This is a genomic window from Micromonospora sp. DH14, from assembly GCF_029809455.1.
Classification (GTDB): Bacteria; Actinomycetota; Actinomycetes; order Mycobacteriales; family Micromonosporaceae; genus Micromonospora; species Micromonospora parva.
In genome coordinates this window covers 1-25821 of record NZ_JARVKT010000042.1, presented here as the reverse complement: position 1 = coordinate 25821, position 25821 = coordinate 1, and the positions used below count along the sequence as shown (strand labels likewise).

Below are 25821 nucleotides of genomic sequence, written 5' to 3'. Positions count from 1 at the left end.
CAGGCATAGCGGAAGCGTCATACCGTGGCCGCGTCCAGCAGCTCGGCCGCCGGCAGTCGCCGGTCGCGCGGACCGGCGTCAGGTGGCACCCGCACCGCTGGCGGCGATCAACGCCTCAGCCGCGGTGGTGCGGGCGTAGAGCACGAAGCGTCCGACGCGGTGCGCGCCCACCAGGCCGGCTTCGCGTAGCGCACCGAGGTGCTGCGACACGGTGCCCGGCGCGAGGCCACACCGACCGGCCAGTTCCAGGGTCGAGGTCGGGACCGCCAGCTCGTGCAGCAGCGCCGCCCGGGTTCGACCCAGCACCCGCGCCAACCCTCGCCCGTGCGGGGTCGGATCCCGTTCCCAGAGCGTGCCCACCGCCCGCGCCGGAAACCGCAGCACCGGCTGCCCCGGAGAGTCGAAGTTCGACCACACCCGCGCGCCGATGAACACCGACGGTACGAGCAGCAGACCCCGCCCGTCGAGTCGCACCGAGCCGGCCAGGGTGACGTGTTCCACCGTCAGCGTCTCGGCCTCCAGCCGGACGAACTGGTTGAGGTGATTGAGCAGGCCGTGCACCCCGTCGGTGGCCATCCGCTGCGCGCCGAGCAGCACCTCCCGCTCCAGCAGGGCTCGCATCCGGGGCCAGTAGGGCGCGATGACCGCGTCGGCGTACCCCCGGATCGCCGTGGCCAGCCGGGGCAGCTCGGTCGCCGGGTCGGCATGCAGCGCCGCCAGGCGCGACGAGCGCGGCCCGGGCAGCGCCTCGACACCGGCCCGAACCACCTCCGCGGAGGTGGCGACGAGGGTCGCCAACTCGACGTCGAGGGTGGGCTGTGACATGGCCGGGGGCGGGCAGAGGAAGGCGGGGATGACCGGCGTCGGCATCCGCACCAGGTCGGCGAAGAGCCGCCAGTCCACCCCGGCCAGCCGGGGCCGGACCCGCTCGTACCAGGCCAGGTGCTCCGGGAACTGCTGCGGCCGCTTGACGACCCGCACGCTGGCCACCGCCTCCCACAACGGCGACACCGCGAAGCGGGTCATCGCCAGGTCCCGCGCGGCCAGGCCGACCAGCATCATTGGCGCTCCCGGTGGATTCGGCGAGAGTCGAATCTATCGGTTCGACGCGCCACTGCCGGCACCGTGGACGGTGTGACCACCGCCCCGACGACAACCACACCGGCGCACCGGACCAGTGCCTGGCCGCGCTCCTTCCGACTGCTCTACGCCGCGGCCCTCGTCGACGGCATCGGCTTCCACATCGGCCAGATGGCCGTACCGGTGATGGCGGTGTCCCTGCTGGCGGCAACCCCCGCCGAGGTGGGCCTGCTCGGTGCGCTGAGCACCGCCGCGTTCCTGCTGATCGGTCTGCCGGCCGGGGTCTGGGTGGACCGGCTGCCACGGCGCGCCGTCCTGGTCACCGCCGACCTCAGCCGGGCCGCGCTGGTGGCGTCCGTGCCGCTGGCGTGGTGGGCCGGTGTGCTGAGCATCCCCCAGCTGTACCTGGTGGTGCTGCTGACCGGAGTCGGCACCGTCTTCGCCGACGTCGCCGCGCAGAGTTGTCTGCCGCAGGTGGTCGGCCGGGACCGACTGGTCGCGGCGAACGCACTGATGATGAGCACCAACGCCACCATGCAGATCGCCGGACGAGGGCTCGGCGGGATCGTCGTGCAGGCGCTGACCGCGCCGGTGGCGATCGTGGTGGACGCGGCGGCCTACGTGGTCTCCGGGGTGATCCTGACCCGGATCCGCGCCGAGGCGCCCCGCCCGCGCCAGCCCCGGGCACCGGGCGGTTTCGCCCAGCAGCTCGGCGCCGGTGTCCGGCACGTGACCGGCAGCCCCCTGCTGCGTCCGCTCGCCCTGTCGACCGCGAGCATCAACCTGACCATGCAGCTGACCACCGCCATGCTGCCGGTGGTGTTCCTGCGCGAGCTCGGGCTGGGCGCCGCCGCGCTCGGCCTCTTCCTCGGTACGGGCGGAATCGGCGCTCTCCTCGGCGCGGTGACCGCCCGCCCACTCGCCGAGCGGATCGGTCACGGTCGCGCGCTGTGGCTGCCCGGCCTGCTCGTGGCGCCGCTCGGTGGGCTGGTCACGCTGATCGACACCGGGCCGATGCTCTGGGTGGCGGCGGGCGGCTGGCTGGCACTGGCCTGGCGGACGGGGGTGGGCAACGTGATCGGAGTCAGCCTGCGCCAAGGCGCCACCCCGGACGAGTTGCTCGGCCGGATGAACGCCACCTTCCGGTTCCTGCTCACCGGGGCGCTCGCCATCGGCGCGGTGCTCGCCGGGCTGCTCGGCCAGTACGCGAACGTCCGCACCGCACTGGTGGTGGGCGCGGCCGCGAACGCGTTGACCTGGCTTCCGGTGTTCTTCTCACCGTTGCGCACCCTGGACCGGCCGCCCTCGGTCGACTGACCCCCGTCCGCTGTTACCCAGCGGTTACGCCACGGCGAAGCCCCTGTGGCGGGGCGGGACGACGGTGGCGGCAGAGGGTCACCGGCAGCGCCGCCGCGACGTGGCCCCGACACCGAACGGAGAAACCACAATGAGGATCAGGAGCGCACTGACCGCGCTGGCGGTCGTCCTCGCCGGCCTGGTCGCCAGCGCCGGCAGCAGCACCGCGGCGGGCGGCACGACGGCCGCGTACTGCGGGATCACCTGGGGCAGCGCGGAGAAGTCGGCCGGCGCGTTGAGTGACGCGCCGCTGGTCGAGGTCCGGACCGGCCGGCACGACTGCTACGACCGGGTGGTGTTCGAGTTCGCCGGCCCGGTCGACGGTTACGCGATCGGCTACGGCGAGACGTGGACCGAGGGCGAAGGGTTGGCCCTGTCGCCGTACACCGCCGGGGGCGCGCTGCTGCGGGTCTCGCTGCGGGCCCCGGCGTACGACGACGACCGCCTGGGCACCGTGCCGTACGCGGTCGGCGAGCACGTGAGCAACCTGCTGCGCTATCCGACACTGCGCGACGTGGTCTTCGGCGGCAGCTTCGAGGGCTACAGCACCTTCGCCGTCGGCGTACGGGCCCGGTTGCCGTTCCGCGTGCTCGTGCTCACCGGCCCCGGCACCCACAGCCGGATCGTCCTCGACGTAGCCCACCAGTGGTGAGTCGAGCTAACCTCCCCACCTCGTCGATCATGGAGTTGTGGCGGGCAACAAAGTACCCGCAGCCCGATCAGACTGGGCACCACAACTCCATGATCGACCTCAGCAACCGCCCGAGGGAGCTAGGCCTCGTCGGCGAGGTGCCAGACCTCGCGCATCGGAGCCCACCAGTCCCCCGACCCCGGCTCGGCGATCGACTCCTGGCACGGGTCGGTCAGCTTCCACCACTCCTGCGTGTGCGGGTCCGCGGCGATCAGCCGCTGGTCGGCCTCGTAGTCGTCGCCGACGTACTCGTAGTAGCCGAACAACAGGTCGTCGTGGAGGAAGATGGTGTAGTTGCGGAAATTCGCCTCGCGCAGCGTCTTCTCGACGCTCGGCCACACTTCGGCGTGTAGCCGCAGGTAGTTTTCCCGCTGCTCGGGGCGGAGTCGGATCACGCAGCCATGACGTTGCACGTCGTGCCCTTTCGAGTGAGCTGATTCACTGGTGCCGAAGGCACCTGACCGTAGCGGTTGGACGGTGCCGGCGGGGGGGCCAGCCGGCCACCGATGCCGACCGTTCCGCCAGGACTACGGACGGTCGCAGCGGGTCTACCCTCGGGTGATGGAGGGCCGCGTGCTGGTCGTCGAGGACGACTTCTCGATCCGGGAGGTCACCGCCCTCGGTCTGCGCCGCGCCGGCTTCCGGGTCGACACCGCTGTCGACGGGCGGCAGGCCCTGGCCGCGTTCCGCGCGCACCCGGTCGACCTCATCGTCCTCGACATCATGCTGCCGGGGCTGGACGGTCTGGAGGTCTGCCGGGAGATCCGGCGCAGCAGTCAGGTGCCGATCCTGATGCTGACCGCGCGCACCGACACCATCGACGTGGTGGTCGGGCTGGAGTGCGGCGCGGACGACTACCTGCGCAAACCCTTCGACCTGCCCGAGTTGGTGGCCCGGGTCCGCTCGGTACTGCGCCGGGTGAACGTGCCGGCGGCGGCGACAGTCATCGAGGTCGACGGCCTGGAGATCGACCCGGGCGGCTTCGTGGTCCGCCAGCGCGGTCGGGAGGTGACGCTGACCGCCACCGAGTTCCGCCTGCTGCTGGAGCTGGCCCGGCGACCCGGCCAGGTCTTCACCCGGGAGCTGCTGCTGGACCTGGTCTGGAACTACGACTTCCTCGGCGACTCCCGACTGGTCGACGTGGCCGTGCAGCGACTACGCGCCAAGATCGAGGACGATCCGGCGCAGCCCCGGCTGATCCGGACCGTGCGCGGCGCCGGCTACAAACTGTCGACGGGCTGACCGGGAGGGGGCGGCGATGGCCGGACGCGCGGTGCTCCCCGGCCGGCTGCGGCTCCGGCTGACGATCGCGTTCGTCCTGGTCGCCGGCGTCTCGGCCGGCTTGCTCGCCGGCGGGACCGGGCTGCTGCTGCGGCAGTCCTGGTTGGACGCGTCGTTGCGCGAGGCCGCCGCCGACGCCCGCTACCAACTCGTGCTCGCTGGGCAGTTCCTGCCGCTGACCGAGCAGCGCAGCACCGAGCTGTTGACCAGCTTCGAGGCCAGCGGCCGGCACGTGGTGCTCGTCGACGGCCCGGCCCGCGCCTCGCATCCCGCGTACGCCCCGGTGCTGGGCACCCGGTTGCGGGCCGTCGTCGCGGACGGGCGGCTCGGCTACCAACGCTCCGCCCCGGCGGAGCGTCCCCGGCTGCTGATCGTCGGCGGGCGCATTCCCGGCTCGGCCGCCGAGCTGTACGTCCTCACCGTGGAGGACGACGTCGCCGCCGACCTGGGTCAGCTGCGCACCGCGCTGCTGGCCGGCTGGGCGCTCGTGGTGCTGCTCGCCGCGGCGGTGGGTCACGCGCTGGCCCGTCGCACGTTGGAGCCGGTGGGCCGGGCCAGCCGGGCCGCCCGAGCGCTCACCGAGGGCCTGCTCGCCACCCGCCTGCCGGTACGCGGGCGTGACGAGTTCAGCATCTGGGCGGCGACGTTCAACGAGATGGCCGAGGCGTTGGAGTCGAAGATCGCGGCGCTGTCGGCCGCGCAGGCCCGGGAGCGGCGGTTCACCGCCGACGTCGCGCACGAGCTGCGTACCCCGGTGACCGCGTTGGTGGCCGCGGCGTCGCTGCTGCGCGAGCACCTCGACCAGTTGCCCGAGGACGCCCAGCCGTCCGCCCGGCTGTTGATCGGCGACGTGGTCCGCTTGCGGCGGCTGGTCGACGATCTGATGGAGATCTCCCGGTTGGACGCCGGGCGGGAGCGGTTGACGGTGCGGCCGGTCGACGCGGTGGCGCTGCTGCACGGCATCGTCTCGGCACGCGGCTGGTCGGCGCGGGTGCGGGTCACCGGTGACCCGGTGGCGTTGCGCACCGACCCGCGCCGACTGGAACGCGTGCTGGCCAACCTGGTCGCCAACGCTGTCGAACACGGCGGTGGTGAGATCACGGCCACCGTGACGGGTGCGGGCCCGCTGGTCGTCTTCGAGGTCACCGACCAGGGGCCCGGCATCCCGGCAGAGCATCTGCCCCGGGTGTTCGACAGGTTCCACCAGGTCGACACGTCCCGCTCGGCGCCGGGCAGTGGGCTCGGGCTGGCCATCGCGCGCGAGCACACCGATCTGCTCGGCGGCGCGCTGGGCGTGCACAGCGAACCGGGCGAGGGCACCCGGTTCCGGCTGGAGCTGCCCGCTGACGGTCCCGCCGACCCGCACGGCGACGTGCCGCGTCAGGCTGGGTGCGCCGACCCGGGTCCGGGTGGGCGTACCGCTGACCCGGTGGGCGGTGTGGGATGAGCCGCCGCGGCACCGTCCGGCTGGGCGTACCGGTGCTCGTCGCGGCGCTGCTGCTCGGCGGCTGCGGCACGTCCCGCTCCGGTGACCTGGGCCCGGCTCCGACCGCACCGCGGACGAGCGCCGCACCCGGCAGCCGCCCGGCACCCGTCCCGACCGTGGCCGCGGAGCCGACGCCACCACGGCCACCCACCGAGCGCCCACCGCGTCCGTCGGCGACGGCGTCCTCCGGCACGCGCCGGCCCGACCCGGTGACCATCGAGCTGTGGTACGTCCGCGCCGGGCTGTTGGTGCCGACCCGGCGCACCCGGCCGGCCACCGTCGCGACGTCCCGGCTGGCGCTGACCGAACTGGCCGCCGGGCCGAGCCCGGCCGAGGCCGCCATCGGGATGACCACACTGCTTCCGGCCGGCGTCGAGGTCACCCGCATCGCCGACGGCGTCGCGACACTGCGGGTGCCGTCCGTCGGCGACCCGGCCACTCGACGGCTGCGTGCGGCCCAGGTGGTGTGGACGTTGACCCAGTTCCCCACCGTGCGGCAGGTCCGCCTCGACGGCGCGGCCGCGGTCGATCGGGCGGACTACGCGGATCTGCTGCCGCCGATCGTGGTCACCGGCCCGGTCCCCGGTGAGCGCGTCTGGGCGCCGCTCGTCGTCACCGGCACCGCCGTCGTGTTCGAGGCCACGGTGAGCGTCCGGGTGCTGGACGCCGCCGGCCGGGAGGTGGCCACCGGCTTCGGCACCGCCAGTTGCGGCAGCGGCTGCCGGGGTGGTTACCGGGTGGTGGTCGGCTGGCGCGCGGTCCGCGAACAGCAGGGCACTGTCGAGGTGTACGAGGTGTCCGCCCTCGACGGCGCACGGATCAACATGACGGCCGTGCCGGTGGTCCTCACCGCCGGCGACTGACCACCCCGGCCACCCGGCGGACCCCTGATGGAAACGTCATCGTTTCGTCGGCCAGATGCGAGGCAACTCACGAAAGCCTGCACGATCAGCGAACCGCGAACTAGGGTCAGTACGACATCGTTTCGCAGGGGGGTCGGGATGCTGGGTGGTCAGCAGGTGGACGCGGGTGCCGGGGTGCCGGCTGCCCGGGCTCCGCGCTGCACCGACAGCGACCTGTTCACCGTCGTCATCGACACCCTGCGCGAGGTCGGCTACGACCGGATGACCATCGACGCCGTCGCCGCCCGCGCCCACGTCAGCAAGGCCACCATCTACCGGCGCTGGGACGGCAAGGCGGAGCTGGTCGTCGCCGCCCTGCGCGACCAGCGCGTGGGTGTGCACAACCCGCCCGACACCGGCTCCCTTCGCGGTGACCTGATCGAGTTGCTGCGGGCCACGGCCGCGATCTGCACTGCCGACTGCGACCTGATGCAGGCGTTGACCTTCGCCATGCGGACCAACCCCGAGCTGGAACGTCTGGTGCGTCACCAGGTGCTGCCGGCCGGGCGGGTGGCCAGCACCGCCATCCTGGTCCGGGCCGCCGCCCGCGGGGAGATCCCGCCGGAGGCCGGCGAGCGGGAGATGTTCCACGATCTGGCGCCCGCGCTCACCATGTCCCGCATCGTCGCGCACGGCCTACCCGCCGATGACGCGTTCCTCACCCAGGTCGTCGACCAGGTGCTGATCCCGGTGCTCCGCTATCAGCACGACGGTCCGTCGCCGGCCTGATTCACCGATATCCGTAACACGGAAGGCTTCACCATGCCCGGAACCACCTCGACCGCCCCCGGCGCGCCCAACGCCGGGGTGTCGACCGGCGCCCCGCATCCGCGGCGCTGGATCGCGCTGGCGGTCATCGCGGTCTCACAGCTGATGGTCGTCCTGGACGCCACCATCGTGAACATCGCACTGCCGCAGGCCCAGGCCGACCTGGGGATCACCGACGCGAACCGGCAGTGGGTGATCACCGCCTACACGCTGGCCTTCGGCGGTCTGCTGCTGCTCGGCGGTCGCATCGCCGACTACTGGGGGCGCAAGCGCACCTTCATCGTCGGCATGACCGGTTTCGCGCTGGCCTCGGCCCTGGGCGGTCTGGCCACCACCGGTGAGATGCTCTTCGCCGCCCGCGCGTTGCAGGGCGCCTTCGGCGCGCTGCTCGCCCCGGCCGCGCTGGCGCTGCTCACCGTTCTCTTCACCGAGACCACCGAGCGGGCCAAGGCCTTCGCGGTGTACGGCGCGATCGCCGGCGGTGGATCGGCTGTCGGTCTGCTGCTCGGCGGGGTGCTCACCGAGTACGCCGACTGGCGCTGGTGCCTGCTGGTCAACATCCCGGTCGCCGCGATCGCCATCGCCTTCGCCCTCCCGCTGGTGCCGGAGAGCCGGGCCCACGGCAACACCCGCTACGACGTACCCGGTGCGATCGTGGTGACCGCCGGCCTGGTCTCCCTGGTGTACGGGTTCACCAAGGCAGCCGAGGACGGCTGGGACGCCACCGCGACGCTCGGTTTCATCGCCGCGGGCGTGCTGCTGCTCGCCGCGTTCGTGGTGATCGAGCTGCGCTCCAGCCACCCGCTGCTGCCGCTGCGGATCCTGCTCGACCGCAACCGGGGCGGGGCGTTCCTCACCTCGACGCTGATCGGCGCGGGCCTGTTTGGGGCGTTCCTCTTTCTGACCTTCTACTTCCAGGTGGTGCTGCAGTACAAGCCCCTGGAGGCCGGGCTCGCCTCCCTTCCGGTCACCGCCGGTGTGCTGATCGCCGCGGGTGGCGCCAGCCAGCTGATGCCCCGGTTGGGTGCCAAGCCGCTGATGGTCGCCGGTTCGGCGCTCGCCGCCCTGGGCATGCTGGTGCTGACCCAGATCGACGTGGACACCCCGTTCCTCACCCACCTGCTGCCCGCGCAGGTCATTCTCGGCCTGGGGCTGGGCTTCACCTTCGTTCCGCTGTCCAGCCTCGCCCTGGTGGGGGTGCCGGAGCACGACGCCGGCGCGGCCAGCGCGACGCTCAACGCCACCCAGCAGATCGGCGGCTCGCTCGGCACCGCGCTGCTGAACACCTTCTACACCAGCGCGGTCGCCGCCTACCTGGTCGGCCGGGCGCCGAACCCGGTCAACCAGGTCGAGGCGCTGGTGCACGGCTACCGGGTGGCCTTCGCCTGGGGCGCGGCGCTGATCGTGCTCGCCGGGCTGGCCACACTGGTGCTGGTGAAGGTCCGCAAGGAGGACATCCCGACCGGCAACACCGTGCACATGGGTTGAGCTGACCGCCGCGGCCGCCGGCTGGAGCGCCCCGAGCCTGGGGTGGGCCGGCCGACGGCCACGTCCGGTAACGTCCCGATCATCGTCGAAAATCCGTTGAGGAGACCCATGTCGACCCCTGCTGACCAGATCATCACCGCTCTGCGCGCGGGCCACGAGGAGCTCGCCGCGCTCGTGCGGGACCTCAAGGAGGACGACCTGCTCCGCCCGTCCGGGGCCAGTGAGTGGCAGGTGTCGCAGGTGCTGAGCCACCTGGGCAGCGGCGCCGAGATCAACCTGGCGACGCTGGACGCGGCGCGCACCGGCACGCCCGGCCCGGACGGGGACTTCAACCGTGGCGTCTGGGCCCGCTGGGACGCGATGTCCCCGGCCGAGCACGCCGCCGGCTTCCTCGCCAGCAACGAACGACTGGTCGAGGCGTACGAGGCGCTGGACGCCGAGAGCCGGGCCTCGACGCGGGTCGACCTCGGCTTCCTGCCGGAGCCGGTCGACGTGGCCACCGCGGCCCGGTTCCGGCTCAGTGAGTTCGCCCTGCACCAGTGGGACGCCGAGGTGGCGTTCAACCCGTTCGCGGCGGTGACGCCGGGGGCGGTGGCGCTGCTGCTCGACCAGATCGGCGGCATGCTGGCCTGGACCAGCCGACCGCATGAGCTGGACGGTCGGGGGGCCACCCTGCTGGTCCGGCTGCACGCGCCCGAGCGGACGTTCGGGCTGCGGCTGGGTGAGCAGGTCGAGATCGTCGACGCGCCCGAGCATCCCGATGGCGAGCTGGTGGCGCCGGCCGAGGCGTGGCTGCGGCTGGCCACCGGACGGCTGGGTCCCCAGCACACCCCCGAAGGGGTGCTGGTGACCGGTTCGGTGACCCTCGACGACCTGCGCCGGGTCTTCGTCGGCTTCTGAGGCGGTGCCGCGCGGGCCGGTGACCCGGCCCGCGCGGCGTCTCAGCCCTTCACGCAGACCACCTGCTTGAGGTGCGCGACCACCTCGACCAGGTCCTCCTGCTGGGCCATCACCTCGGTGATGTCCTTGTACGCGCCGGGGATCTCGTCGACCACCCCGGCGTCCTTGCGGCACTCCACCCCGGCGGTCTGCGCGGCCAGGTCCGCGGTGCTGAACGTCCGCTTGGCCTGCGCCCGGGACATCCGACGCCCCGCGCCGTGCGACGCCGAGCAGTACGCGTCCGGGTTCCCCCGACCCCGCACGATGTACGACCCGGTGCCCATCGACCCGGGGATGATGCCCAGGTCACCCCGGCCGGCCCGGATCGCGCCCTTGCGGGTCACCAGCACGTCCACCCCGTCGTAGCTCTCCTCCGAGACGTAGTTGTGGTGGCAGCTGATCGGCTCGTCGTAGCCGACCTGCGGGAAGTGCTCACGCACCACGCCGCAGAGCAGGGCCAGCATGACCGCCCGGTTGCGCCGCGCGTACTCCTGCGCCCAGAACAGGTCCCGCCGGTACGCGTCCATCTCGGGCGTCCCGGCGAGGAACACCGCCAGGTCCCGGTCCGGGAGGTCGGCGTTGTGCGGCAGCCCCCGGGCCACGGCGATGTGCCGCTCGGCCAGTTCCTTGCCGATGTTGCGGGACCCGGAGTGCAGCATCAGCCAGACCCGGCCCTCGTCGGCGCCGCCCTGCTCCAGGCAGACCTCAATGAAGTGGTTGCCCCCGCCGAGGGTGCCGATCTGGCGCTGCGCCCGCGTCTGCAGCTGCGCCACCCGCCGGTCCAGGCCGGCGAACCGGCCCCAGAAGTCGACCCAGCCGGCCTGCTCCAGGCCCCGGACCCGGCGCGGGTCGACCGGGTCGGTGCGCTGGGCGAAGCCGACCGGGATGGTGGCCTCGATCGCGGAGCGCAGCCCGGCCAGGTCGTCCGGCAGGTCGGCGGCGGTCAGCGAGGTCCGCACCGCCGACATCCCGCAGCCGATGTCGACGCCGACCGCGGCCGGCGAGACGGCCTGCCGCATCGCGATCACCGAGCCGACCGTGGCGCCCTTGCCGAAGTGCACGTCGGGCATGACGGCGACGCCCTGCACCCACGGCAGCGCGCCGATGTTGCGCAGCTGCTTGGCGGCCTGCGGCTCGATGGCGTACGGGTCGGTCCAGACCCGGACCGGTGCCCGGGTACCAGCGAGCGGGGTGAATCCCATCGTGGTCTCCTTGTGTCGTGCCGGCACCAACGTCGCATGGTGACCGGAAATGATCGCGTACCGGGAAGGCCGGGCGCGGAAGTTCGTCGGATACGAAAAGGCCGCCCGACCCGCAGGGGGTGGGCGGCGACACCGGACGCGTTGGCGTCAGCGGTGGCGTCGCCCTGGTCGCCGGCCCTCAGCGAGCTGACCGGGACAAGTGGGCTGACCGAGATACCGGCACCGTGCGCCCGAGGGCAACCCGGCACCCGCACCTGGCGTGCGCCAGATGGTCGTGGTGCGGTCGCGCTGCGACACGGCGTACTCCCCGGGGTCTGATCGGTCGACCTTGCTTCGATGACGGTAGGCGGGCCGCGGCCTGTCCGCAAAGGATATTGCGCGCCGGTCGCCCCGGGCTCGGGCGCCGGCCCGAGCGGCTCAAGATCGTGCTCGATCCAACACCAGTAGCCCGGGGCACGGCCTCGTGGCGGTGGCCGCCGGGTGGCGGGCCGCTCAGGTGTCGTAGCAGCCGTCCCACGGCGGGTCGAACCCCAGGTCGTCGGGGAGGAACTCGGCGTGGTCGTCGCCGTCGTACTCCTCGGACCAGTCGACCAGCCCGAAGACGTGCCCGTCGACCTCGACCTGGAACAGCGCGATGGCGATGTCGGCGAAGACGCGACCGGGCAGCGCGTCCAGCCACTCGGCGAGGCGGGCCCGCGCCCTGTCGATCGAGGCGTCCTCGTGCTCGCTGGTGCCGGCGAACCAGATATCCGAGTCGGTGTGCGCGCCGTCGGCGTCGAAGCGGTGCAGCACCGCGTACCACCGCTTGTGCCGGTACCAGTCGTCTTCGGCTCCGGCACCGTCGGTGAGGGTGGCGGTGACGGAGCCGAAGAACTGGCCCTTGTCGTAGTGGCCGATGGTGCTGGTGCGGTAGTCGGGCTCGTGCGCGATGGGCACCAGGTCGGGAATCGCCATGGCCGCGAAGCTACCGCCGGGCTACGACACGGACACCACCCGGAAGGACTGCGCGGCGGTGCCGTTGCAGGCGTACTGGATGAGCTGGACGCTGTCCGCCGTCGACGCTCCCGGCACGTCGAGGCACTTGCCGCTGGCACGGTTGACCAGGCGGTAGTAGCCGCCGCCCTCGGGCTCGGCCCGCCACTGCTGGTTGTTGCCGCCGCTGTAGGACCAGAGCTGGATGGGCGCCGAGTCGGCTGTCGACCTGTTGGTCACGTCGAGCACCTGGGCGCTGTTGTTGCGGTTGTTGACCCGCAGGTACCCGCCGCTGGTCGGCACGAACTGGTACTGCTGGGCGGCGCTGCCGTTGCACGCGTACTGCTGGATGGCGGTGCCGTTCGCGCTGGCCGCGGCCCGCGCGTCCACGCACTTGCCGTTGCCCCGGTTGACCACCGTGTGCCACGCGGTCGGCGAGATCGTGCCGTCGGACGGCGGGGGCGTCGTCGGCGGGACGGTGCCGACACCGGCGAGCCAGTGCAGCCCGTCGATCAGCAGCTGGTTCTGCTGCGGGCTGTCGAAGGTGGAGGACAGCCCGGTGTTGGTGCTGTAGTTCATCGCGTTGTGCCCGAAGTTGGCGTAGAGCATCTTGTACTGCCGGTTGCTCCAGACCAGCGGGTAGTAGCCGCCGTACCAGGACTGGTTGGGGTCGGTGCCGACCGGGAAGCTGGACGCGTCGACGGAGGCCAGGATGTCGATGTTGGGGTTCTGCCGCAGGTCGTTGCTCCAGGAGTACCACTCGCTGATCGAGGACGGGAAGGTCGCCGGGAGGTTCCGGGTGGCGGGGTGGGTGCGGTTGTCGGCGCGCATGGTGACCCGGGTGGGCCCCCAGGTGTTGGTCTGGAACGCCCCGGTGCCGAGGAAGGTGTTGTAGTACCAGCTCCAGCTCGACGGGTTGTCGGTCCAGGCGCTGACGTGGAAGCCCAGCCACGCCCCGCCGTTCTGCATGTACTGCTGGAACGCGGCCCGCTGCGCGGTGGGCGGCGCGTCGTCCAGGAACATGATGACCTTGTACTGGGCCAGGTTGGCGGTGTTCAGCAGGCCCCAGTTGGTGGTGGCCTCCCAGGAGAAGCCGTGCTGGGCGGCGGCCTGCGGGAACCAGGCCCGGGCGTCCCTGACGAAGTCGATGTGGGCGGCGTCCCAGGTGCCGTTGTAGAAGGCCAGCACCTTGAACGTCGGCGCGGCCTGCGCACTGCGCGAGGCGCTGACAGCGACGCCGGCGGTCACCGCGACGACCAGGGCGACGAACACCGACAGGATCCTTCTGGTACGGGAGGAGAGTTCTGCGATCACCTGATCGTCCCTTCGGTGGGGACGCGCGCCGCCGCGTCGAGGTACATCTGTTCACAAGGTTTACAGATAGACGAAAGGTTATTCCTCTGACCTGATCGCGTCAATCGCCGATCGCCCGAACGGGTGGGATTCCTACGGCAACGGGTACCCCCGCCGGATGACCAGCCCGGACGCCGTCGACGTCGACACGCCGCTCGCCGTGGACGTGCCCGCCGCGCCGCACGACGCCAGCGGCGAACATGTGCCGATCCGCGACCTGGCCGGCCTCGCGCCGCCGACCCGTTCGGCGCGCCGCTGGACCCCGAGCCGGGTGGTGGCCACCCCCGCCGCGCTCGAACACCCGCACGGCCAACGGGTCGTCGAACGGGTGCGGGCACTCGGCATCGAGGTGGAACACCTGCGCGCCAACCGGCTCACCGGGGTACGCGGGCAGACCGACCGGGAAACCTACGCGCGGGCCAAGTCGACAATGGTGATCGTGGTGAGCCCACCCTCGCGGCGTGTCCTGCAACCCATCGCGCCCAGCGCGGACTGGCGGGTCGACCTGGCCGAGGGCTGCCCGGCGCACTGTCAGTACTGCTACCTCGCCGGATCCCTGTCCGGCCCACCGGTGACCCGGGTGTACGCCGACCTCGACGACATCCTCGCCGGGTTGGCCGCGTACGCCGGGCGCGGTACGGTGACCAGCCGCAACGCGCGGCGTGCCGACGAGGGCACCACCTTCGAGGCGTCCTGCTACACCGACCCGCTCGCCCTTGAGCACCTGACCGGCAGTTGGCGGCGCGCGGTGCAGCACTTCGCCGACTGGGACGCCCCCGTGCAGTTGCGCTGGACCACCAAGTACGCCGACGTGGACGCCTTCGTCGGCCTGCCGCACGCCGGCCGGACCCGGGTCCGCTTCAGCGTCAACTGCGCCCCGGTCAGCCAACGGTTCGAGGGCGGCACCGCCCGGGTGCCGGACCGGCTGGCCGCGCTGCGCCGGCTCGCCCTCGACGGCTACCCGGTCGGGCTGACCATCGCGCCGATCATCGCGCTGCCGGACTGGCGGGAGCACTACGGCGACCTGCTCGACCAGGTCCGCGCGGCGGTCGACGGGGTGCCCGATGTGGACCTGACCGCCGAGCTGATCACCCACCGGTTCACGCCGGGCAGCAAGGAGGTGCTGCTCGGCTGGTACCCGCGTACCCGGCTGGAGATGGACGAGGAGTCCCGCATCCGCAAGCACGGCAAGTTCGGCGCGGTGAAGTACGTCTACCCGCGTGAGCAGATGACCGAGCTGCGCAACTGGTTCACCGCCGAGCTGACCGCCCGCGTGCCGGCCTGCCGGGTCCTCTACTGGACCTGATCAGCCAACCGAGGAGCGGGCGACCGGGGCGGCGAAGAACGTGTCCGGGTACGGCTCGTCGCGCAGGCTGTAGTGCCACCACTCGCGGTCGTAGTTGACGAACCCGGCGTCGGTCATCAGCCGCCGCAACAACCGCCGGTTGTCCCGCGCCGTTCCGGTGACTGAGGGGTCGGCGGTGTGCGCCCGGGGGTCGAAACAGTCGAAGCCCGTACCCATGTCGATGCTGTTGTCTCCGAAGCGCTGCCCGCGCGGCGCGGTGCAGGCGACGAGCGGTTGCCCGACCCGGTACGGGGGTTGGCTGGCGGCGGGCTCGTCGACAAGGGTCAGGTCCAGGGTGCTGCCACGGCTGTGGGCGGTGGGAGCGCCGATGTAGCCGTCGGCGAAGAGCCGGTTCTTGGCCAGGTCCGGGTAGAACTCGGCCTTGGTCTGCTGCTCGTCGGGGCGCTTCGACCAGGCCACGAAGTCGTCCACCGCCGGTTGCGGGCGGTAGCAGTCGTACACCTTCAGGCTGTGTCCGCTGGCCAGCGCGGCGTCCTGTACGCGGCGCAGCGCCTCGGCCGCCTGCCGGGTGAGCAGGCACAGCGGCTCCCGGTATCCGGTGATCGGCCGGCCGACGAAGTTGTGCGCCGTGGCGTAGCGGATGTCGGCGTGGATGCGCGGGTCGACGTCGGCCAGCACCACGAACCCTGGCAGCGGGGCCGACACGGACGGGGTCGGCGAAGGGGTGGGGCTCACCGACGTGGGCTGCGGCCCGGCCGGCGTGGGCCGGGGCTCCGCCCGCGAGCAGCCACCGAGCAGCGCGGTGAGCGCGAGCACGACGCCGACGCGTTGTCGCACCAGTCCTGTCTACCAGCCCTGGCCGGGCCCCGTGCCGGATCGCTCAGCGGACCAGCAGCACGTCCTGCATACGCTCGGACAGCCAGTCGCGGAACGAGTCCTCCGTCCAGCCGCACCGCAGCACCAACGCGTCGTAGTGCGCCGGGTCGTTGAAGATCCACAGAACGTCGACCGCCCGCTCGACGTCGGAGCCTTGGCGCAGCGGGCCGAGCGAGTAACCTCGCTCGACCACCATCCGGGCACCTGCGCGACGGTTGCGCAGCAGCGTCTCCCACACTTCGGCGACCTCAGACGCTTCGTCGGCCGCCCGCCGGACGGTTTCGAAGATCCGCGCCGCCCGCCTGCCGATCAGGGTGCACACACCGGCGTACGCGTGCAGGACCCCGGCCTGCGTATCGGCCTCGAAGACCGGCCGGAACCAGGGCCGTTGGGCCACCGGCACCGGCTCGTCGTCGCCGGCGAGCGCCTCGTCGAGGACCTGCCGTAGCAGCGCCGGCTTCGACCCGAACGCGGCGAACACCGTCGGACGCGCGACGCCCGCCGCGGCCGCCACATCAGCCAGGGAGGTGCCGGCGTAACCACGTGCGACGAACAACTCGGCTGCCGCGTCGACCACCACCCGTCGGGTACGGCGTGCGCTCTCTTCACGCACCGCGGACCGGTAGCGCCGGGTCGGCTTTCCGTCCTTGACATCGCCCATGACTTGGCCATACTAGCAACATATTCGCTAGACACCGGCTAGTGAATAGACGCCATCCATCAGGTAGAGAGGCAGCGAGATGTCTGTCCGCCCGTATCTGCGCCGCGCTGGCGAGGGAGAGGCCCACTGGTTCGTTGGCAGCCTGATGACCGTCAAGGCGACCGGCGAGCAGACCCACGGCCGGCTCGCCGTGGTCGAGTTCATCAACCCGCCCGGCTTCGCGGCGCCTCTGCATCGCCACCAGCACGAGGACGAGATGTTCTACCTGTTGTCTGGCACCACCGAGTTCCGCTGCGACGGCGAGGCTTTCACCGCCGGACCCGGCGACTTCGTCCTGCTGCCCCTCGGACTGCCACACACCTTCCTCGTCGGACCTGACGAGCCCCTGCATGCCCTGCAGATCACCACGCCGTCCGGGTTCGAGCAGTTCGCCGCCGAGGCTGGCACCGCCGCACTCGAGAGGCGGCTGCCCGACCCCGGGCCGATCGACCCGGCCGCCCTCGGCCACGCCGCCGCCCGACACGGCATCGAACTGCTCGGGCCACCCCCTCAGCACTGAATGAATCGACAGCACAGGAGGCCAGCACATGACGGACGGAGAGGTCCGAGCGCGGGAACGGTGGGCTCGCGCCGCCGCCGCGGTAATGCTCAGCGGCGTGGCGGCCTGCGGGTCCGCACCGGCGGACCGGCCGGCCGCAGTGGGCGGCAGCCCGACCGGCTCGACCGGTGCGGCGACAGTCGAGGCGAAGCCGGTCGACGCCTGCGCGCTGCTTTCCATCGACGAGGTCAGGCAGGTGATCGGAGCCACCGGCGCCACCGGCCCTCGGGCCGGCGACAGCGGCGACGGAGGCAGCTCCTGCACCTGGGAGAACCCGGACACCTACCATTCGATCACCATCGACATCGGCAGCCCCGGCACCGCCGTCGGCGGCAACCTGCCGGCCGAATCCGCGTACGGGCAGACCGAACCCGACTCCGATGGCATCCGCTTCGCCTCGGGCGGCATCGCCGAGTTCGCTCTGCGGGACCGCGCCTGCGAGGTTCAGGTCGTCACCAAGGTCACCGACAACACCGACCGGTCCACCGCGGTTCGGCTGATCGGCCTGGTCCGCGACCGTGCCTGAGCGCCCCGCACAGACAGTCCGACTCCCTGGCCGACGCCACCGCCTACCAGTTCGACGACACGTTCTGGTCCCACCCGGGCACAGCAGCAGCACCGCGGTCCGAACCGACGGCGACCGTGGACCGCGCCCCGGCCGCAACCGTCAACGCGCTGACGCTGGCCGGTGGCCGGCCGGTCACCGCCGCCGCGCCGCTCACCACAGGCGCGGCCCGGCCCGGCGAGCTGGAAGCCACTGGTTTCTGCTGCACCGACGGTGTCGGTGCCCGCTTCTCCTACCGGGACAGCGGGCTCGACCTGTCAGGCACCATCACCTTCGTGATGCGGCAGCCCTCGGCGAAGTTCCACCTGGTGATCGACGGTTCCACGGTCACCGTTGCCGAGTTGCGGATCCACGGCGCCGCCGGAGTCCGGATCCAGGTCGACGCCACCACCACAACCGGCCGAAACGTCCATCCCGTTGTCTTCGTCCCGGTCGACTTCACCGTCCCCCTGGAATCCGTACTGGGCATCCCGTTCTCCGCGACCGTTCGGCAGTCGATCGGCATCCGCACCGGCTTCAGCGCCGGGCACACGACGATCAGGGCCACCGGTGAGTACTCGCTCGGCGGCACGATGGGGTTCGGCTATGCCAACGGCACGTTCGGCCCACGCTGGCCCGGCGGTCTGCAGGTGAAGAGCAGCCTCGTCGACTCCGTCGACGGCACCTCGGTGGGGGCGAACGCTCTGCTCGTCGACTACGACGTGAAGTTCTTCATCGGCCTCGGCGCGGTCGTGTTCAGCGCCGGACTGTACGTCGCGCTCACCACCACCGTGGGGATCACCCGCGGGTCGAGCGTCGGCTTCGGCGGTCTGCAGGGCCTCGCGAACCGCGAGGGGTGCAACCGCGCCGATCTCACCATCAACGCCAAGTACGGCATCGGCTATACCATCCCGGCCCTGGTCGCCAAAGTGATCAATTTCTTCCTGCGGATCTTCAACGCCCGGCCCATCGCCGCCGACGGCGGCATCCCTGACCCGCCGCCGGTCGCCAACCTGGTCAACCAGCACTGGGTCACGAACCGTCCGGTGTGTCAGCACTGAGGCGAGCCGACGACGAAAGTGGCCGAAAAACTCCGGAACTTTTCCGCAAATCAAGCGAAGCTTCGGTCGATCTGGCATGTCGTCAACCCCCGTCGGTGAGGCAAGATGACGCGTGGAACGGGCACGCCGTTTCGGGACACACGGTGGGCGACGACTTCTGGTCGCTTCTCCGGCTCGGTGAAGGAGACGCGGGTGGGCGCGGACGACGGACGCAGGGTGACCATCACCGCGATCGCACGGGAGGCCGGGGTGTCGGTGCCGACCGTGTCACGGGTGCTCAACGGACGCTCCGATGTGGCCCCGGACACCCGCGAGCGGGTCGAGGAGTTGTTGCGCCACCACGGCTACCGGCGTCGGACCAGCCGCAGCGTCCGCCGCGCCGGCCTGGTCGACCTGGTCTTCAACGACCTGGACAGCCCCTGGGCCGTGGAGATCATCCGCGGTGTGGAGGACGTCGGGCACGGGGCGGGTGTCGGCACCGTGGTCTCCGCGATCCACCGGCAGCCCACCGCGGCCCGGCAGTGGTTGCAGAACCTGCGCACCCGGGCCACCGACGGCGTCATCTTCGTGACCTCGCACCTCAGCGCGCCGCTGCACGCGCAGCTGCGTCGCCTCAACGTGCCGGTGGTGGTCGTCGACCCGGCCGGCGTGCCGGCCATGGACGTGCCGACGATCGGCGCGACCAACTGGGCCGGCGGGCTCGCCGCCACCGAACACCTGCTCGCCGTCGGGCACCGGCGCATCGGTTTCGTGGCCGGGCCGACGCATCTGCTGTGCAGCCGGGCGCGACTCGACGGTTACCGGGCCGGGTTGGAGGCCGCTGGCGTGCCGGTGGACGACGCACTGATCTACCCGGGCGACTTCTACCACGCCTCCGGGTTCGCCGGCGGGACCGCGCTGCTCGACCTTCCCGACCCGCCGACCGGCATCTTCGCCGCCAGCGACCAGATGGCCTTCGGCGTCTACGAGGCGATCCGCCGCCGCGGGCTGCGCGTCCCGGACGACGTGAGCGTGGTGGGTTTCGACGACCTGCCGGAGGCCCGCTGGGCATCCCCGCCGCTGACCACCGTTCGCCAGCCGTTGGTCGAGATGGGACGGTTGGCGGCCCGGACGGTGCTCCGCCTCGCCCAGGGCGAGGGCATCGACTCGCCCCGGGTGGAACTGGCCACCGAACTTGTCGTGCGCGACAGCACCACCGCCCCGCCGACCGGGTCATCTGCCCCGGCGTGACGGCCGGAACTGCCGCAGAAACCGGTTGGACCGGTTCCGGTCCGTTTCGGAAAGTTCCGGCCAGGTCGTGGCCGGCCCGGGCGCGGTGAGCGACCGACGGTCACCCACCGCGCCGTACGGTCAGTGGTGGTGGTGCCAGCGGACCGCCTTGCGGATGGTCACCGGCAGTGCTGGCGCACCGTCGACCGGTGCCGGGTCCTCGGCGGTCGGCGCCACTCCCCCGGCGGCGATCCGGTCCAGGGTGGCCAGGCCGGCCGCGTCGACCTCGCCGAAGATCGTGTAGTTCGGGCGCAGCGCGGAGTTGGCGTAGACCAGGAAGAACTGGCTGCCGTTGGTGTCCGGCCCGGCGTTCGCCATCGCGAGGACGCCCCGGGCGTACACCCGGCGTTCCCCGGTCGGGTCGGTGGGCGCGGGCGGCAGGTCGGTCGGCAGTTCGTCGCGGTACCGGTAGCCCGGGCCGCCCTCGCCGGTTCCGGACGGGTCACCGCACTGCAACACGCTCAGCGTGGGGTACGCGGTGAGCCGGTGACACGGGGTGCGGTCGTAGAAACGCTTGCCGATCAGGTGCAGGAAGCTCTGCACCGTGCACGGCGCGGCGGCGCGGTCCAAGGTCAAGCCGATCGGCCCGTGATTGGTCGCCAACGTCACCCGGACGCTGCCCCGGGCCGGGGTGCGGCGCGGGTCGGGCGGCAACGGCACCGGTCGGGCCGCGGGCTCGTCCGGGGTCTCGGTGTACGCGCACGGGCCGTGGGTGGTGCGCGGCGGTTTGGCGGCGGCGTCGGCGGCGGTGGGCGGCGCGGCGGACACGCGCACCGCGGCGGCCGACGGGCCCGGCGCGGCGAGCGCGGTGGCGGACACGCCGACGACCAGTGCCCCGGCGAGCACTGTCACCCCCGCGAAACGGGTCAGGGCGCGCACCGGCCGGCGGGGTGCCGCCACTGCGGGGCGCGGTTCGGGTTCACTCGGCACAGGGATCCTCCTGGACTGGTGGTGCCAGAAAGACCGGAGTCTATGGACGGCAGCGCCCGATGTCGATTCGTCAGGGCAACCGGCGGCGACGCCGCCACAGCAGACCGCCCATCAACGCCACCACCGTCGCGCCGCTGAGAGCGATCACCGACCAGAGCCACCCCGCGTCGCTACGCGCCGGTCCGCTGGCCGCCGCCGGCCGGGGCGCACCGGGGGCCGCCAGCGCGGACGGCGCCGCCGACGGGGTGGCGGTCAGCTCACCGGGCTCGACCAGCCGGCCCACCGCGGCGTCCCGGGGCAGCGTGAAGCCCCAGTCCAGCAGCGCGGCGCCCTGCTCCCAGCCGCGAGCCGGCGCCGACTCGGCGCCCAGCAGGGTCACCACCAGCCGCCGCCCGCCGCGTTCCGCCGCCCCCACATAGGTGTGCCGGGCCAGGTCGGTGAAGCCGGTCTTGCCGCCGAGCGCCCCCGGGTACCGGTAGATGAGCTGGTTCTCGTTCTGGATCTCGAAGCCCTTGGTCCGTTGCGCCGGCTGGGCCGGGATCGACGTCTGCTCGGTCAACGCGTACCGGCGGAAGGTCGGCTGGGCGAAGCAGGCCCGGGCGATCAACGCCAGGTCGTACGCGCTGGTGAACTGCCCCCTGCCGTCCAGCCCGGACGGGGTGACCGCGTGCGTCTGCAACGCGCCGAGGTGGTGCGCCTGCTCGTTCATGGCGCGGACGCCGGCGGCGCTGTCCGTCCCGCTGCCCAGTCGCGCGAGGGCGTTGGCGGCCTCGTTGCCGGAGTTCAGCAGCAACCCGAGCCAGATGGTCTCGATGGTGTACCGGCCACCCGCGACCAGTCCCACGGCCGAGGAGCCGGGTTCGATGTCCATGTCCGCCTCGGTGACGGTGATCGTCTGCTTCGGGTCGAGCTTCGGCAGCATGGTGGCCGCCAGTAGCAGCTTCTGCACGCTCGCCGGCGTGCCGTACTCGTGCGGGCCGCAGCCGCCGAGCACCTGGCCGCTGTCCAGGTCGGCGACCAGCCACGACGTGGCGGTGATCTTCGGCGGCGCGGCGACGCCGGTCGGCACGACCAGGCCGGTCGTGTCGAGCGCCGCGCCGCCGACCATCCGCTGCGCGGGCACTGTGGGCGGGGGCGACGGCCGGGGTGGGCGCGACGCCGCCGGCGCCGGGACCCGGGGGCAGCGCACCGTCGGCGCGGCGGACGCTCCCGCCGTACCGACCGGCACGGGAGCGAGCAGGACGGCGGACGTCGTGGCCGCCAGCAGCGCAGCTCTCATGAGCCGACCCTAGTCACGACGATCGCTGCGCGGGACGGGATGCGGGTCATCCCGAGCGCTCAGATAGTCGTGCAACGCGGCGCTGCCGCGCAGCCTGCGCAGGCTGCGGGCGTGCAGCTCCTGCTCACGGCGGGCCAGCTCGGCACGGACCCGCTGCGGGCTTCCGGTGGTTCGCAGCTCACCCAGCACCGCCTCGATGATCTCGAACGGGTACGCGCCTCTGCGCAGCAACGCGATGACCTGCGCGGCGCGTAGCTCCGCCTCGTCGTACACCCGGTAGTTGGTGCCCGGGGTGCGGCCCGGCCGCAGCAGCCCGCGCTCCTCCCAGAGCCGCAGCTGCGCGGTGCGGACCCCGACCAGGGCGGCGACCTCGCCGATGCGCGCGCCGTGGCGGGGCGCGGGCCGGGCCGCCGGTGGGCTGGCCAGCACGGTCTCGAAGGCGCCGAGCACCCGGCGGATCTCGGCGCGTTCCCGGTCCAGCTCGGCGTGGCCGCCGTCGAGCGCCGCCAGGGCCGCCGGCAGGTCACCGGAGTGCACCGCCGCCATGATCTCCCGGGTACGGGACCAGCCGTGCCCCTCGGCCAACCGCCGCGCCACTGTCAACGCCCGGGCGTGTTCGCCGGTGAAGATGCGGTAGCCGCTCGCGGTGCGGCGCGCCGGCGGCAGCACCCCCGCCTCGACGTAGTTGCGCACCTGCTGCACCGAGATCCCGACGGTGGCCGCCAGGTCCACGGCGCGCAGCCGATCCTTCGGAGCGACGTCCACGTGAGCCACCGTACCGCTTACGACGTGATTTGAGACTTTCCCGGACGTCCTGCCCGCAGCGCCCGCTCAGACGTCGGTGAAAGTCTCTACGTAGGGATGAATGAGACAATTGAACCTGCCAGTGCCCGGCGGGAGGGGTCCCGCCACGATTCCGTGAAGGGTTCGAATGTCGCAGCCAGCATGGTCCGCCGCCGACAGCCACGACATGATCGAAGTACGCGGGGCGCGGGAGAACAATCTCGCCGACGTCTCGGTGGACATCCCCAAGCGCCGGTTGACCGTCTTCACCGGCGTCTCCGGATCGGGCAAGTCGTCGCTGGTCTTCGGCACCATCGCCGCCGAGTCCCAGCGCATGATCAACGAGACGTACAGCGCGTTCCTCCAGTCGTTCATGCCGAACCTCAACCGGCCGGACGTCGACTCGCTGCGCAACCTCAGCGCGGCCATCGTCGTCGACCAGGAACGGATGGGCGTCAACTCCCGCTCCACCGTCGGCACCGCCACCGACGCGTACGCCATGCTGCGGATCCTCTTCAGCCGGCTCGGCCAGCCGTCCATCGGTGGCGCCGGGGCGTTCAGCTTCAACCTGCCCGAGGGCATGTGCCCCACCTGCGAAGGGTTGGGCCGGGTCTCCGACCTCGACATCAACGAGTTGGTGGACGTCGAGCGCTCCCTCAACGACGGCGCCATCACCGTGCCGAACTTCGCTGTCGACTCCTGGTACTGGCAGACCATCGTCGGCTCCGGCCTGTTCGACCCGGACGTCAAACTGCAGGACTTCACCCCACAACAGTGGGAGGACTTCCTGCACAAGCCGGCCACGAAGATCAAGGTCGGCGGCAACAGCTGGACGTACGAGGGCCTCGCGGTCAAGGTCAAACGGCTCCTGCTCGCCAAGGACCGCGAATCCATGCAGCCGCACATCCGCGCCTTCGTCGACCGGGCGGTCACCTTCACCAGCTGCGGCGACTGCGGCGGCACCCGGCTCAACGCGGCGGCCCTGTCGTCGCGGATCGCCGGGCACACCATCGCCGACTGCTCCGCCATGCAGATCAGCGACCTGGCCGCGTTCGTCCGCACCATCGACGACCCGGGCGCCGCGCCGCTCGTCGCCAACCTCCGCGACCTGCTGGACTCCCTCGTCGAGATCGGCCTGGGCTACCTCAGCCTGGACCGTGAGTCGGCGACCCTCTCCGGCGGAGAGGCGCAACGGGTGAAAATGGTCCGCCACCTCGGCTCCAGCCTCTCCGACGTCACGTATGTCTTCGACGAACCGACAGTCGGCCTGCACCCGCACGACATCGCCCGGATGAACGACCTGCTGCTACGGCTGCGCGACAAGGGCAACACCGTGCTGGTGGTCGAACACAAACCGGAAACCATCGCCATCGCCGATCACGTCGTCGACCTCGGGCCGGGCGCCGGCACCGACGGTGGCCGGATCTGCTTCACCGGCGACGTCCCCGGCCTGCGCCGCTCCGACACCCTCACAGGGCGGCACCTGGACCACCGGGTGCGGGTGCGCGAGACGGTACGCCAACCGACCGGGCAGCTCGCCATCCGCAAGGCCGACCTGCACAACCTGCGCGACGTCGACGTGGACATCCCGCTCGGGGTGCTCACCGTGGTCACCGGCGTGGCCGGCTCCGGCAAGAGCTCACTGATCCACGGGTCGCTACGCGGCCGATCCGAGGTCGTCATCGTCGACCAGTCCCCGATCCGTGGCTCACGACGCAGCAACCCGGCCACCTACAGCGGGCTGCTCGACCCGATCCGCACCGCCTTCGCCAAGGCCAACGGGGTCAAGGCCGCGCTGTTCAGCGCCAACTCCGCGGGCGCCTGCCCGGCCTGCAAAGGCATCGGGCTCATCTACACCGACCTGGCGATGATGGCCGGCGTCGCCAGCATCTGCGAACGCTGCGAGGGGCGACGCTTCACCGACGAGGTGCTCACGTACACGCTGCGCGGCAAGAACATCAGCGAGGTGCTGGCCATGTCCGTCACCGAGGCGTACGCGTTCTTCCCGCACCCCATCCTCAGTCGACTGGTCGATGTCGGGCTGGGCTACCTCAGCCTCGGCCAACCACTGACCACCCTGTCGGGCGGGGAGCGGCAACGACTCAAGCTCGCCATCCACCTCGCCGAGAAGACCACCACGTACGTCCTGGACGAGCCGACCACCGGTCTGCACCTGGCCGACGTGGACCAGCTGCTGGCCCTGCTCGACCGCATGGTCGACGCCGGCAACACGGTGATCGTCATCGAGCATCACCAGGCGGTCATGGCCCACGCCGACTGGCTCATCGACCTCGGCCCCGGCGCCGGCCACGACGGTGGCCGCATCGTCTTCACCGGCACACCAGCCGAACTGGTCGCCACCGGCGACACCCTCACCGCCAGACACCTCCGCGAGTACGTCACCGATCCGGCGGTCAGCTGACGCGGCGCAGCCAGCGCCGCTGCCAGGGGGTCTCCACCGCCTTCGGGTGGTAGCCAGCCCGAACCCACGGCACCGCCCTCTCGACCGGCAGACCGTCGAGGATCGCCAGCGCGGCCAGGGCCGTTCCGGTGCGGCCCACCCCACCCCGGCAGGCCACCTCGACGCGTTCACCATCGTGCGCCCGCCGCAGCGCCTCCCGCAGGGCGTCGAGGGCATCGGCGCGGTCGAGCGGCACCCAGAAGTCGGGCCACCGGATCCGTCGATGCGCCCAGGCCGGCTCCGGACCAGGGGCCAACAGCACGGCGAAGTCGGCGGGCGAGGTCGCGGCAACGATGCGGCGTCCGCGCACCAACGCCCCACTGGGGAGTACGAGTACGCCCGACTGCTCAGACCACGGCAGCGTCTCAGTCACCCGGACATTGTGCCGCCACGCTCTGACGAATGAGCACAGACAGTGCCGCCCCCGGCCGGTGAGCCGGGGGCGGCACTGGTGTCGGTGTGCAGGTCGCCTCTCGGCGAGTGGCACGACGCGGCTCCAGCCGAACGGTATTCCGCGAAGGCGATATTAGGTGAG

General features: G+C 71.9%; 25 protein-coding genes. 14 read left to right on the top strand and 11 right to left on the bottom strand.

The features are described 5' to 3' along the window. Nucleotides 1–78: 78 nt before the first annotated feature. A complete protein-coding gene (locus QCZ28_RS31465; protein ID WP_279520000.1) occupies nt 79–1062 on the bottom strand; it encodes a winged helix-turn-helix domain-containing protein in 984 nt (327 codons plus the stop codon). A gap of 72 nt (nt 1063–1134) precedes the next feature. Between QCZ28_RS31465 and QCZ28_RS31460 the strand changes: the two genes are divergently transcribed. Then, complete coding sequence (locus QCZ28_RS31460; protein WP_279519999.1) at nt 1135–2397, top strand: MFS transporter; 1263 nt, start codon at nt 1135–1137, stop codon at nt 2395–2397. 130 nt (nt 2398–2527) lie between these two features. Continuing rightward, nucleotides 2528–3088, top strand: coding sequence for a hypothetical protein (locus tag QCZ28_RS31455; protein ID WP_279519998.1), 561 nt, complete (start codon nt 2528–2530; stop codon nt 3086–3088). A gap of 119 nt (nt 3089–3207) precedes the next feature. Here the strand turns inward: QCZ28_RS31455 and QCZ28_RS31450 are convergent, their stop codons facing one another. Then, the gene (locus tag QCZ28_RS31450; protein WP_245233636.1) at nt 3208–3522 is read right to left on the bottom strand and encodes an L-rhamnose mutarotase; all 315 of its coding nucleotides are present in this window, start codon (nt 3520–3522) and stop codon (nt 3208–3210) included. Between the two features lie 166 nt (nt 3523–3688). Between QCZ28_RS31450 and QCZ28_RS31445 the strand changes: the two genes are divergently transcribed. From QCZ28_RS31445 to QCZ28_RS31420, 6 genes are all read left to right on the top strand, one after another. Further along, nucleotides 3689–4369 (top strand): response regulator transcription factor, encoded by a 681-nt coding sequence (locus QCZ28_RS31445; RefSeq protein WP_279519997.1) that lies wholly within the window; start codon nt 3689–3691, stop codon nt 4367–4369. A 16-nt stretch (nt 4370–4385) separates the two neighbouring features. Next, nucleotides 4386–5855, top strand: coding sequence for a HAMP domain-containing sensor histidine kinase (locus tag QCZ28_RS31440; RefSeq protein ID WP_279519996.1), 1470 nt, complete (start codon nt 4386–4388; stop codon nt 5853–5855). After that, nucleotides 5852–6757, top strand: coding sequence for a Gmad2 immunoglobulin-like domain-containing protein (locus QCZ28_RS31435; RefSeq protein ID WP_279519995.1), 906 nt, complete (start codon nt 5852–5854; stop codon nt 6755–6757). The genes QCZ28_RS31440 and QCZ28_RS31435 overlap by 4 nt, the downstream gene beginning before the upstream one ends. A 138-nt stretch (nt 6758–6895) precedes the next feature. Further along, on the top strand, nt 6896–7525 hold the full coding sequence (locus QCZ28_RS31430; protein ID WP_051708495.1) for a TetR/AcrR family transcriptional regulator: 630 nt from the start codon (nt 6896–6898) through the stop codon (nt 7523–7525). Nucleotides 7526–7558: 33 nt separating this feature from the next. Continuing rightward, a complete protein-coding gene (locus QCZ28_RS31425; protein WP_279519994.1) occupies nt 7559–9052 on the top strand; it encodes an MFS transporter in 1494 nt (497 codons plus the stop codon). A 108-nt stretch (nt 9053–9160) separates the two neighbouring features. Further along, on the top strand, nt 9161–9952 hold the full coding sequence (locus QCZ28_RS31420) for a maleylpyruvate isomerase family mycothiol-dependent enzyme (protein WP_279519993.1): 792 nt from the start codon (nt 9161–9163) through the stop codon (nt 9950–9952). A gap of 41 nt (nt 9953–9993) precedes the next feature. Here the strand turns inward: QCZ28_RS31420 and QCZ28_RS31415 are convergent, their stop codons facing one another. From QCZ28_RS31415 to QCZ28_RS31405, 3 genes are all read right to left on the bottom strand, one after another. After that, nucleotides 9994–11193: an RtcB family protein gene (locus QCZ28_RS31415; RefSeq protein WP_279519992.1), complete on the bottom strand. Its 1200-nt coding sequence runs from the start codon at nt 11191–11193 to the stop codon at nt 9994–9996. A 492-nt stretch (nt 11194–11685) separates the two neighbouring features. Further along, the gene (locus QCZ28_RS31410) at nt 11686–12147 is read right to left on the bottom strand and encodes a hypothetical protein (RefSeq protein WP_279519991.1); all 462 of its coding nucleotides are present in this window, start codon (nt 12145–12147) and stop codon (nt 11686–11688) included. A 21-nt stretch (nt 12148–12168) separates the two neighbouring features. Beyond that, a complete protein-coding gene (locus QCZ28_RS31405) occupies nt 12169–13479 on the bottom strand; it encodes an RICIN domain-containing protein (RefSeq protein ID WP_279519990.1) in 1311 nt (436 codons plus the stop codon). 157 nt (nt 13480–13636) lie between these two features. On the opposite strand from QCZ28_RS31405, the gene QCZ28_RS31400 reads away from it, so the two are divergent. Beyond that, entirely contained in the window at nt 13637–14824 is a 1188-nt protein-coding gene (locus QCZ28_RS31400) for a spore photoproduct lyase family protein (RefSeq protein ID WP_279519989.1), read from the top strand. Here the strand turns inward: QCZ28_RS31400 and QCZ28_RS31395 are convergent, their stop codons facing one another. Together QCZ28_RS31395 and QCZ28_RS31390 are read right to left on the bottom strand one after the other, a co-directional pair. Next, nucleotides 14825–15661, bottom strand: coding sequence for a M15 family metallopeptidase (locus tag QCZ28_RS31395; protein WP_279519988.1), 837 nt, complete (start codon nt 15659–15661; stop codon nt 14825–14827). 43 nt (nt 15662–15704) lie between these two features. Continuing rightward, nucleotides 15705–16361 carry a TetR/AcrR family transcriptional regulator gene (locus tag QCZ28_RS31390; protein WP_279519987.1) on the bottom strand — a complete coding sequence of 219 codons (657 nt, stop codon included), beginning with the start codon at nt 16359–16361 and terminating at the stop codon, nt 15705–15707. Nucleotides 16362–16440: 79 nt separating this feature from the next. On the opposite strand from QCZ28_RS31390, the gene QCZ28_RS31385 reads away from it, so the two are divergent. From QCZ28_RS31385 to QCZ28_RS31370, 4 genes are all read left to right on the top strand, one after another. Next, nucleotides 16441–16920 (top strand): cupin domain-containing protein, encoded by a 480-nt coding sequence (locus QCZ28_RS31385; protein ID WP_279519986.1) that lies wholly within the window; start codon nt 16441–16443, stop codon nt 16918–16920. Between the two features lie 28 nt (nt 16921–16948). After that, on the top strand, nt 16949–17485 hold the full coding sequence (locus tag QCZ28_RS31380; protein ID WP_279519985.1) for a hypothetical protein: 537 nt from the start codon (nt 16949–16951) through the stop codon (nt 17483–17485). A gap of 116 nt (nt 17486–17601) precedes the next feature. Continuing rightward, on the top strand, nt 17602–18564 hold the full coding sequence (locus QCZ28_RS31375) for a hypothetical protein (protein WP_279519984.1): 963 nt from the start codon (nt 17602–17604) through the stop codon (nt 18562–18564). Between the two features lie 192 nt (nt 18565–18756). Further along, nucleotides 18757–19794: a LacI family DNA-binding transcriptional regulator gene (locus QCZ28_RS31370; protein WP_279519983.1), complete on the top strand. Its 1038-nt coding sequence runs from the start codon at nt 18757–18759 to the stop codon at nt 19792–19794. A gap of 120 nt (nt 19795–19914) precedes the next feature. Here QCZ28_RS31370 and QCZ28_RS31365 read toward each other — a convergent pair whose 3' ends face one another. From QCZ28_RS31365 to QCZ28_RS31355, 3 genes are all read right to left on the bottom strand, one after another. Next, nucleotides 19915–20763, bottom strand: coding sequence for a peptidylprolyl isomerase (locus tag QCZ28_RS31365; protein ID WP_279519982.1), 849 nt, complete (start codon nt 20761–20763; stop codon nt 19915–19917). A gap of 70 nt (nt 20764–20833) precedes the next feature. After that, nucleotides 20834–22042 (bottom strand): serine hydrolase, encoded by a 1209-nt coding sequence (locus QCZ28_RS31360; protein WP_279519981.1) that lies wholly within the window; start codon nt 22040–22042, stop codon nt 20834–20836. Nucleotides 22043–22051: 9 nt separating this feature from the next. Continuing rightward, complete coding sequence (locus QCZ28_RS31355; RefSeq protein ID WP_279519980.1) at nt 22052–22807, bottom strand: MerR family transcriptional regulator; 756 nt, start codon at nt 22805–22807, stop codon at nt 22052–22054. A 166-nt stretch (nt 22808–22973) separates the two neighbouring features. Here QCZ28_RS31355 and QCZ28_RS31350 point away from each other — a divergent pair, with 166 nt between their 5' ends. Beyond that, complete coding sequence (locus QCZ28_RS31350) at nt 22974–25247, top strand: excinuclease ABC subunit UvrA (protein ID WP_279519979.1); 2274 nt, start codon at nt 22974–22976, stop codon at nt 25245–25247. On the opposite strand, the gene QCZ28_RS31345 is transcribed toward QCZ28_RS31350, so the two are convergent. After that, nucleotides 25240–25659, bottom strand: a complete 420-nt coding sequence (locus QCZ28_RS31345) for a protein-tyrosine phosphatase family protein (RefSeq protein WP_279519978.1) — start codon at nt 25657–25659, stop codon at nt 25240–25242. The genes QCZ28_RS31350 and QCZ28_RS31345 overlap by 8 nt on opposite strands. Nucleotides 25660–25821 lie beyond the last annotated feature (162 nt).

Bases quoted from the DNA above. Each gene is read 5' to 3' on its own strand.
- QCZ28_RS31465 (WP_279520000.1), bottom strand. From the start codon at position 1,062: ATGATGCTGGTCGGCCTGGCCGCGCGGGACCTGGCGATGACCCGCTTC.
- QCZ28_RS31455 (WP_279519998.1), top strand. From the start codon at position 2,528: ATGAGGATCAGGAGCGCACTGACCGCGCTGGCGGTCGTCCTCGCCGGC.
- QCZ28_RS31445 (WP_279519997.1), top strand. From the start codon at position 3,689: ATGGAGGGCCGCGTGCTGGTCGTCGAGGACGACTTCTCGATCCGGGAG.
- QCZ28_RS31440 (WP_279519996.1), top strand. From the start codon at position 4,386: ATGGCCGGACGCGCGGTGCTCCCCGGCCGGCTGCGGCTCCGGCTGACG.
- QCZ28_RS31435 (WP_279519995.1), top strand. From the start codon at position 5,852: ATGAGCCGCCGCGGCACCGTCCGGCTGGGCGTACCGGTGCTCGTCGCG.
- QCZ28_RS31430 (WP_051708495.1), top strand. From the start codon at position 6,896: ATGCTGGGTGGTCAGCAGGTGGACGCGGGTGCCGGGGTGCCGGCTGCC.
- QCZ28_RS31425 (WP_279519994.1), top strand. From the start codon at position 7,559: ATGCCCGGAACCACCTCGACCGCCCCCGGCGCGCCCAACGCCGGGGTG.
- QCZ28_RS31420 (WP_279519993.1), top strand. From the start codon at position 9,161: ATGTCGACCCCTGCTGACCAGATCATCACCGCTCTGCGCGCGGGCCAC.
- QCZ28_RS31415 (WP_279519992.1), bottom strand. From the start codon at position 11,193: ATGGGATTCACCCCGCTCGCTGGTACCCGGGCACCGGTCCGGGTCTGG.
- QCZ28_RS31410 (WP_279519991.1), bottom strand. From the start codon at position 12,147: ATGGCGATTCCCGACCTGGTGCCCATCGCGCACGAGCCCGACTACCGC.
- QCZ28_RS31400 (WP_279519989.1), top strand. From the start codon at position 13,637: ATGACCAGCCCGGACGCCGTCGACGTCGACACGCCGCTCGCCGTGGAC.
- QCZ28_RS31390 (WP_279519987.1), bottom strand. From the start codon at position 16,361: ATGGGCGATGTCAAGGACGGAAAGCCGACCCGGCGCTACCGGTCCGCG.
- QCZ28_RS31385 (WP_279519986.1), top strand. From the start codon at position 16,441: ATGTCTGTCCGCCCGTATCTGCGCCGCGCTGGCGAGGGAGAGGCCCAC.
- QCZ28_RS31380 (WP_279519985.1), top strand. From the start codon at position 16,949: ATGACGGACGGAGAGGTCCGAGCGCGGGAACGGTGGGCTCGCGCCGCC.
- QCZ28_RS31360 (WP_279519981.1), bottom strand. From the start codon at position 22,042: ATGAGAGCTGCGCTGCTGGCGGCCACGACGTCCGCCGTCCTGCTCGCT.
- QCZ28_RS31350 (WP_279519979.1), top strand. From the start codon at position 22,974: ATGTCGCAGCCAGCATGGTCCGCCGCCGACAGCCACGACATGATCGAA.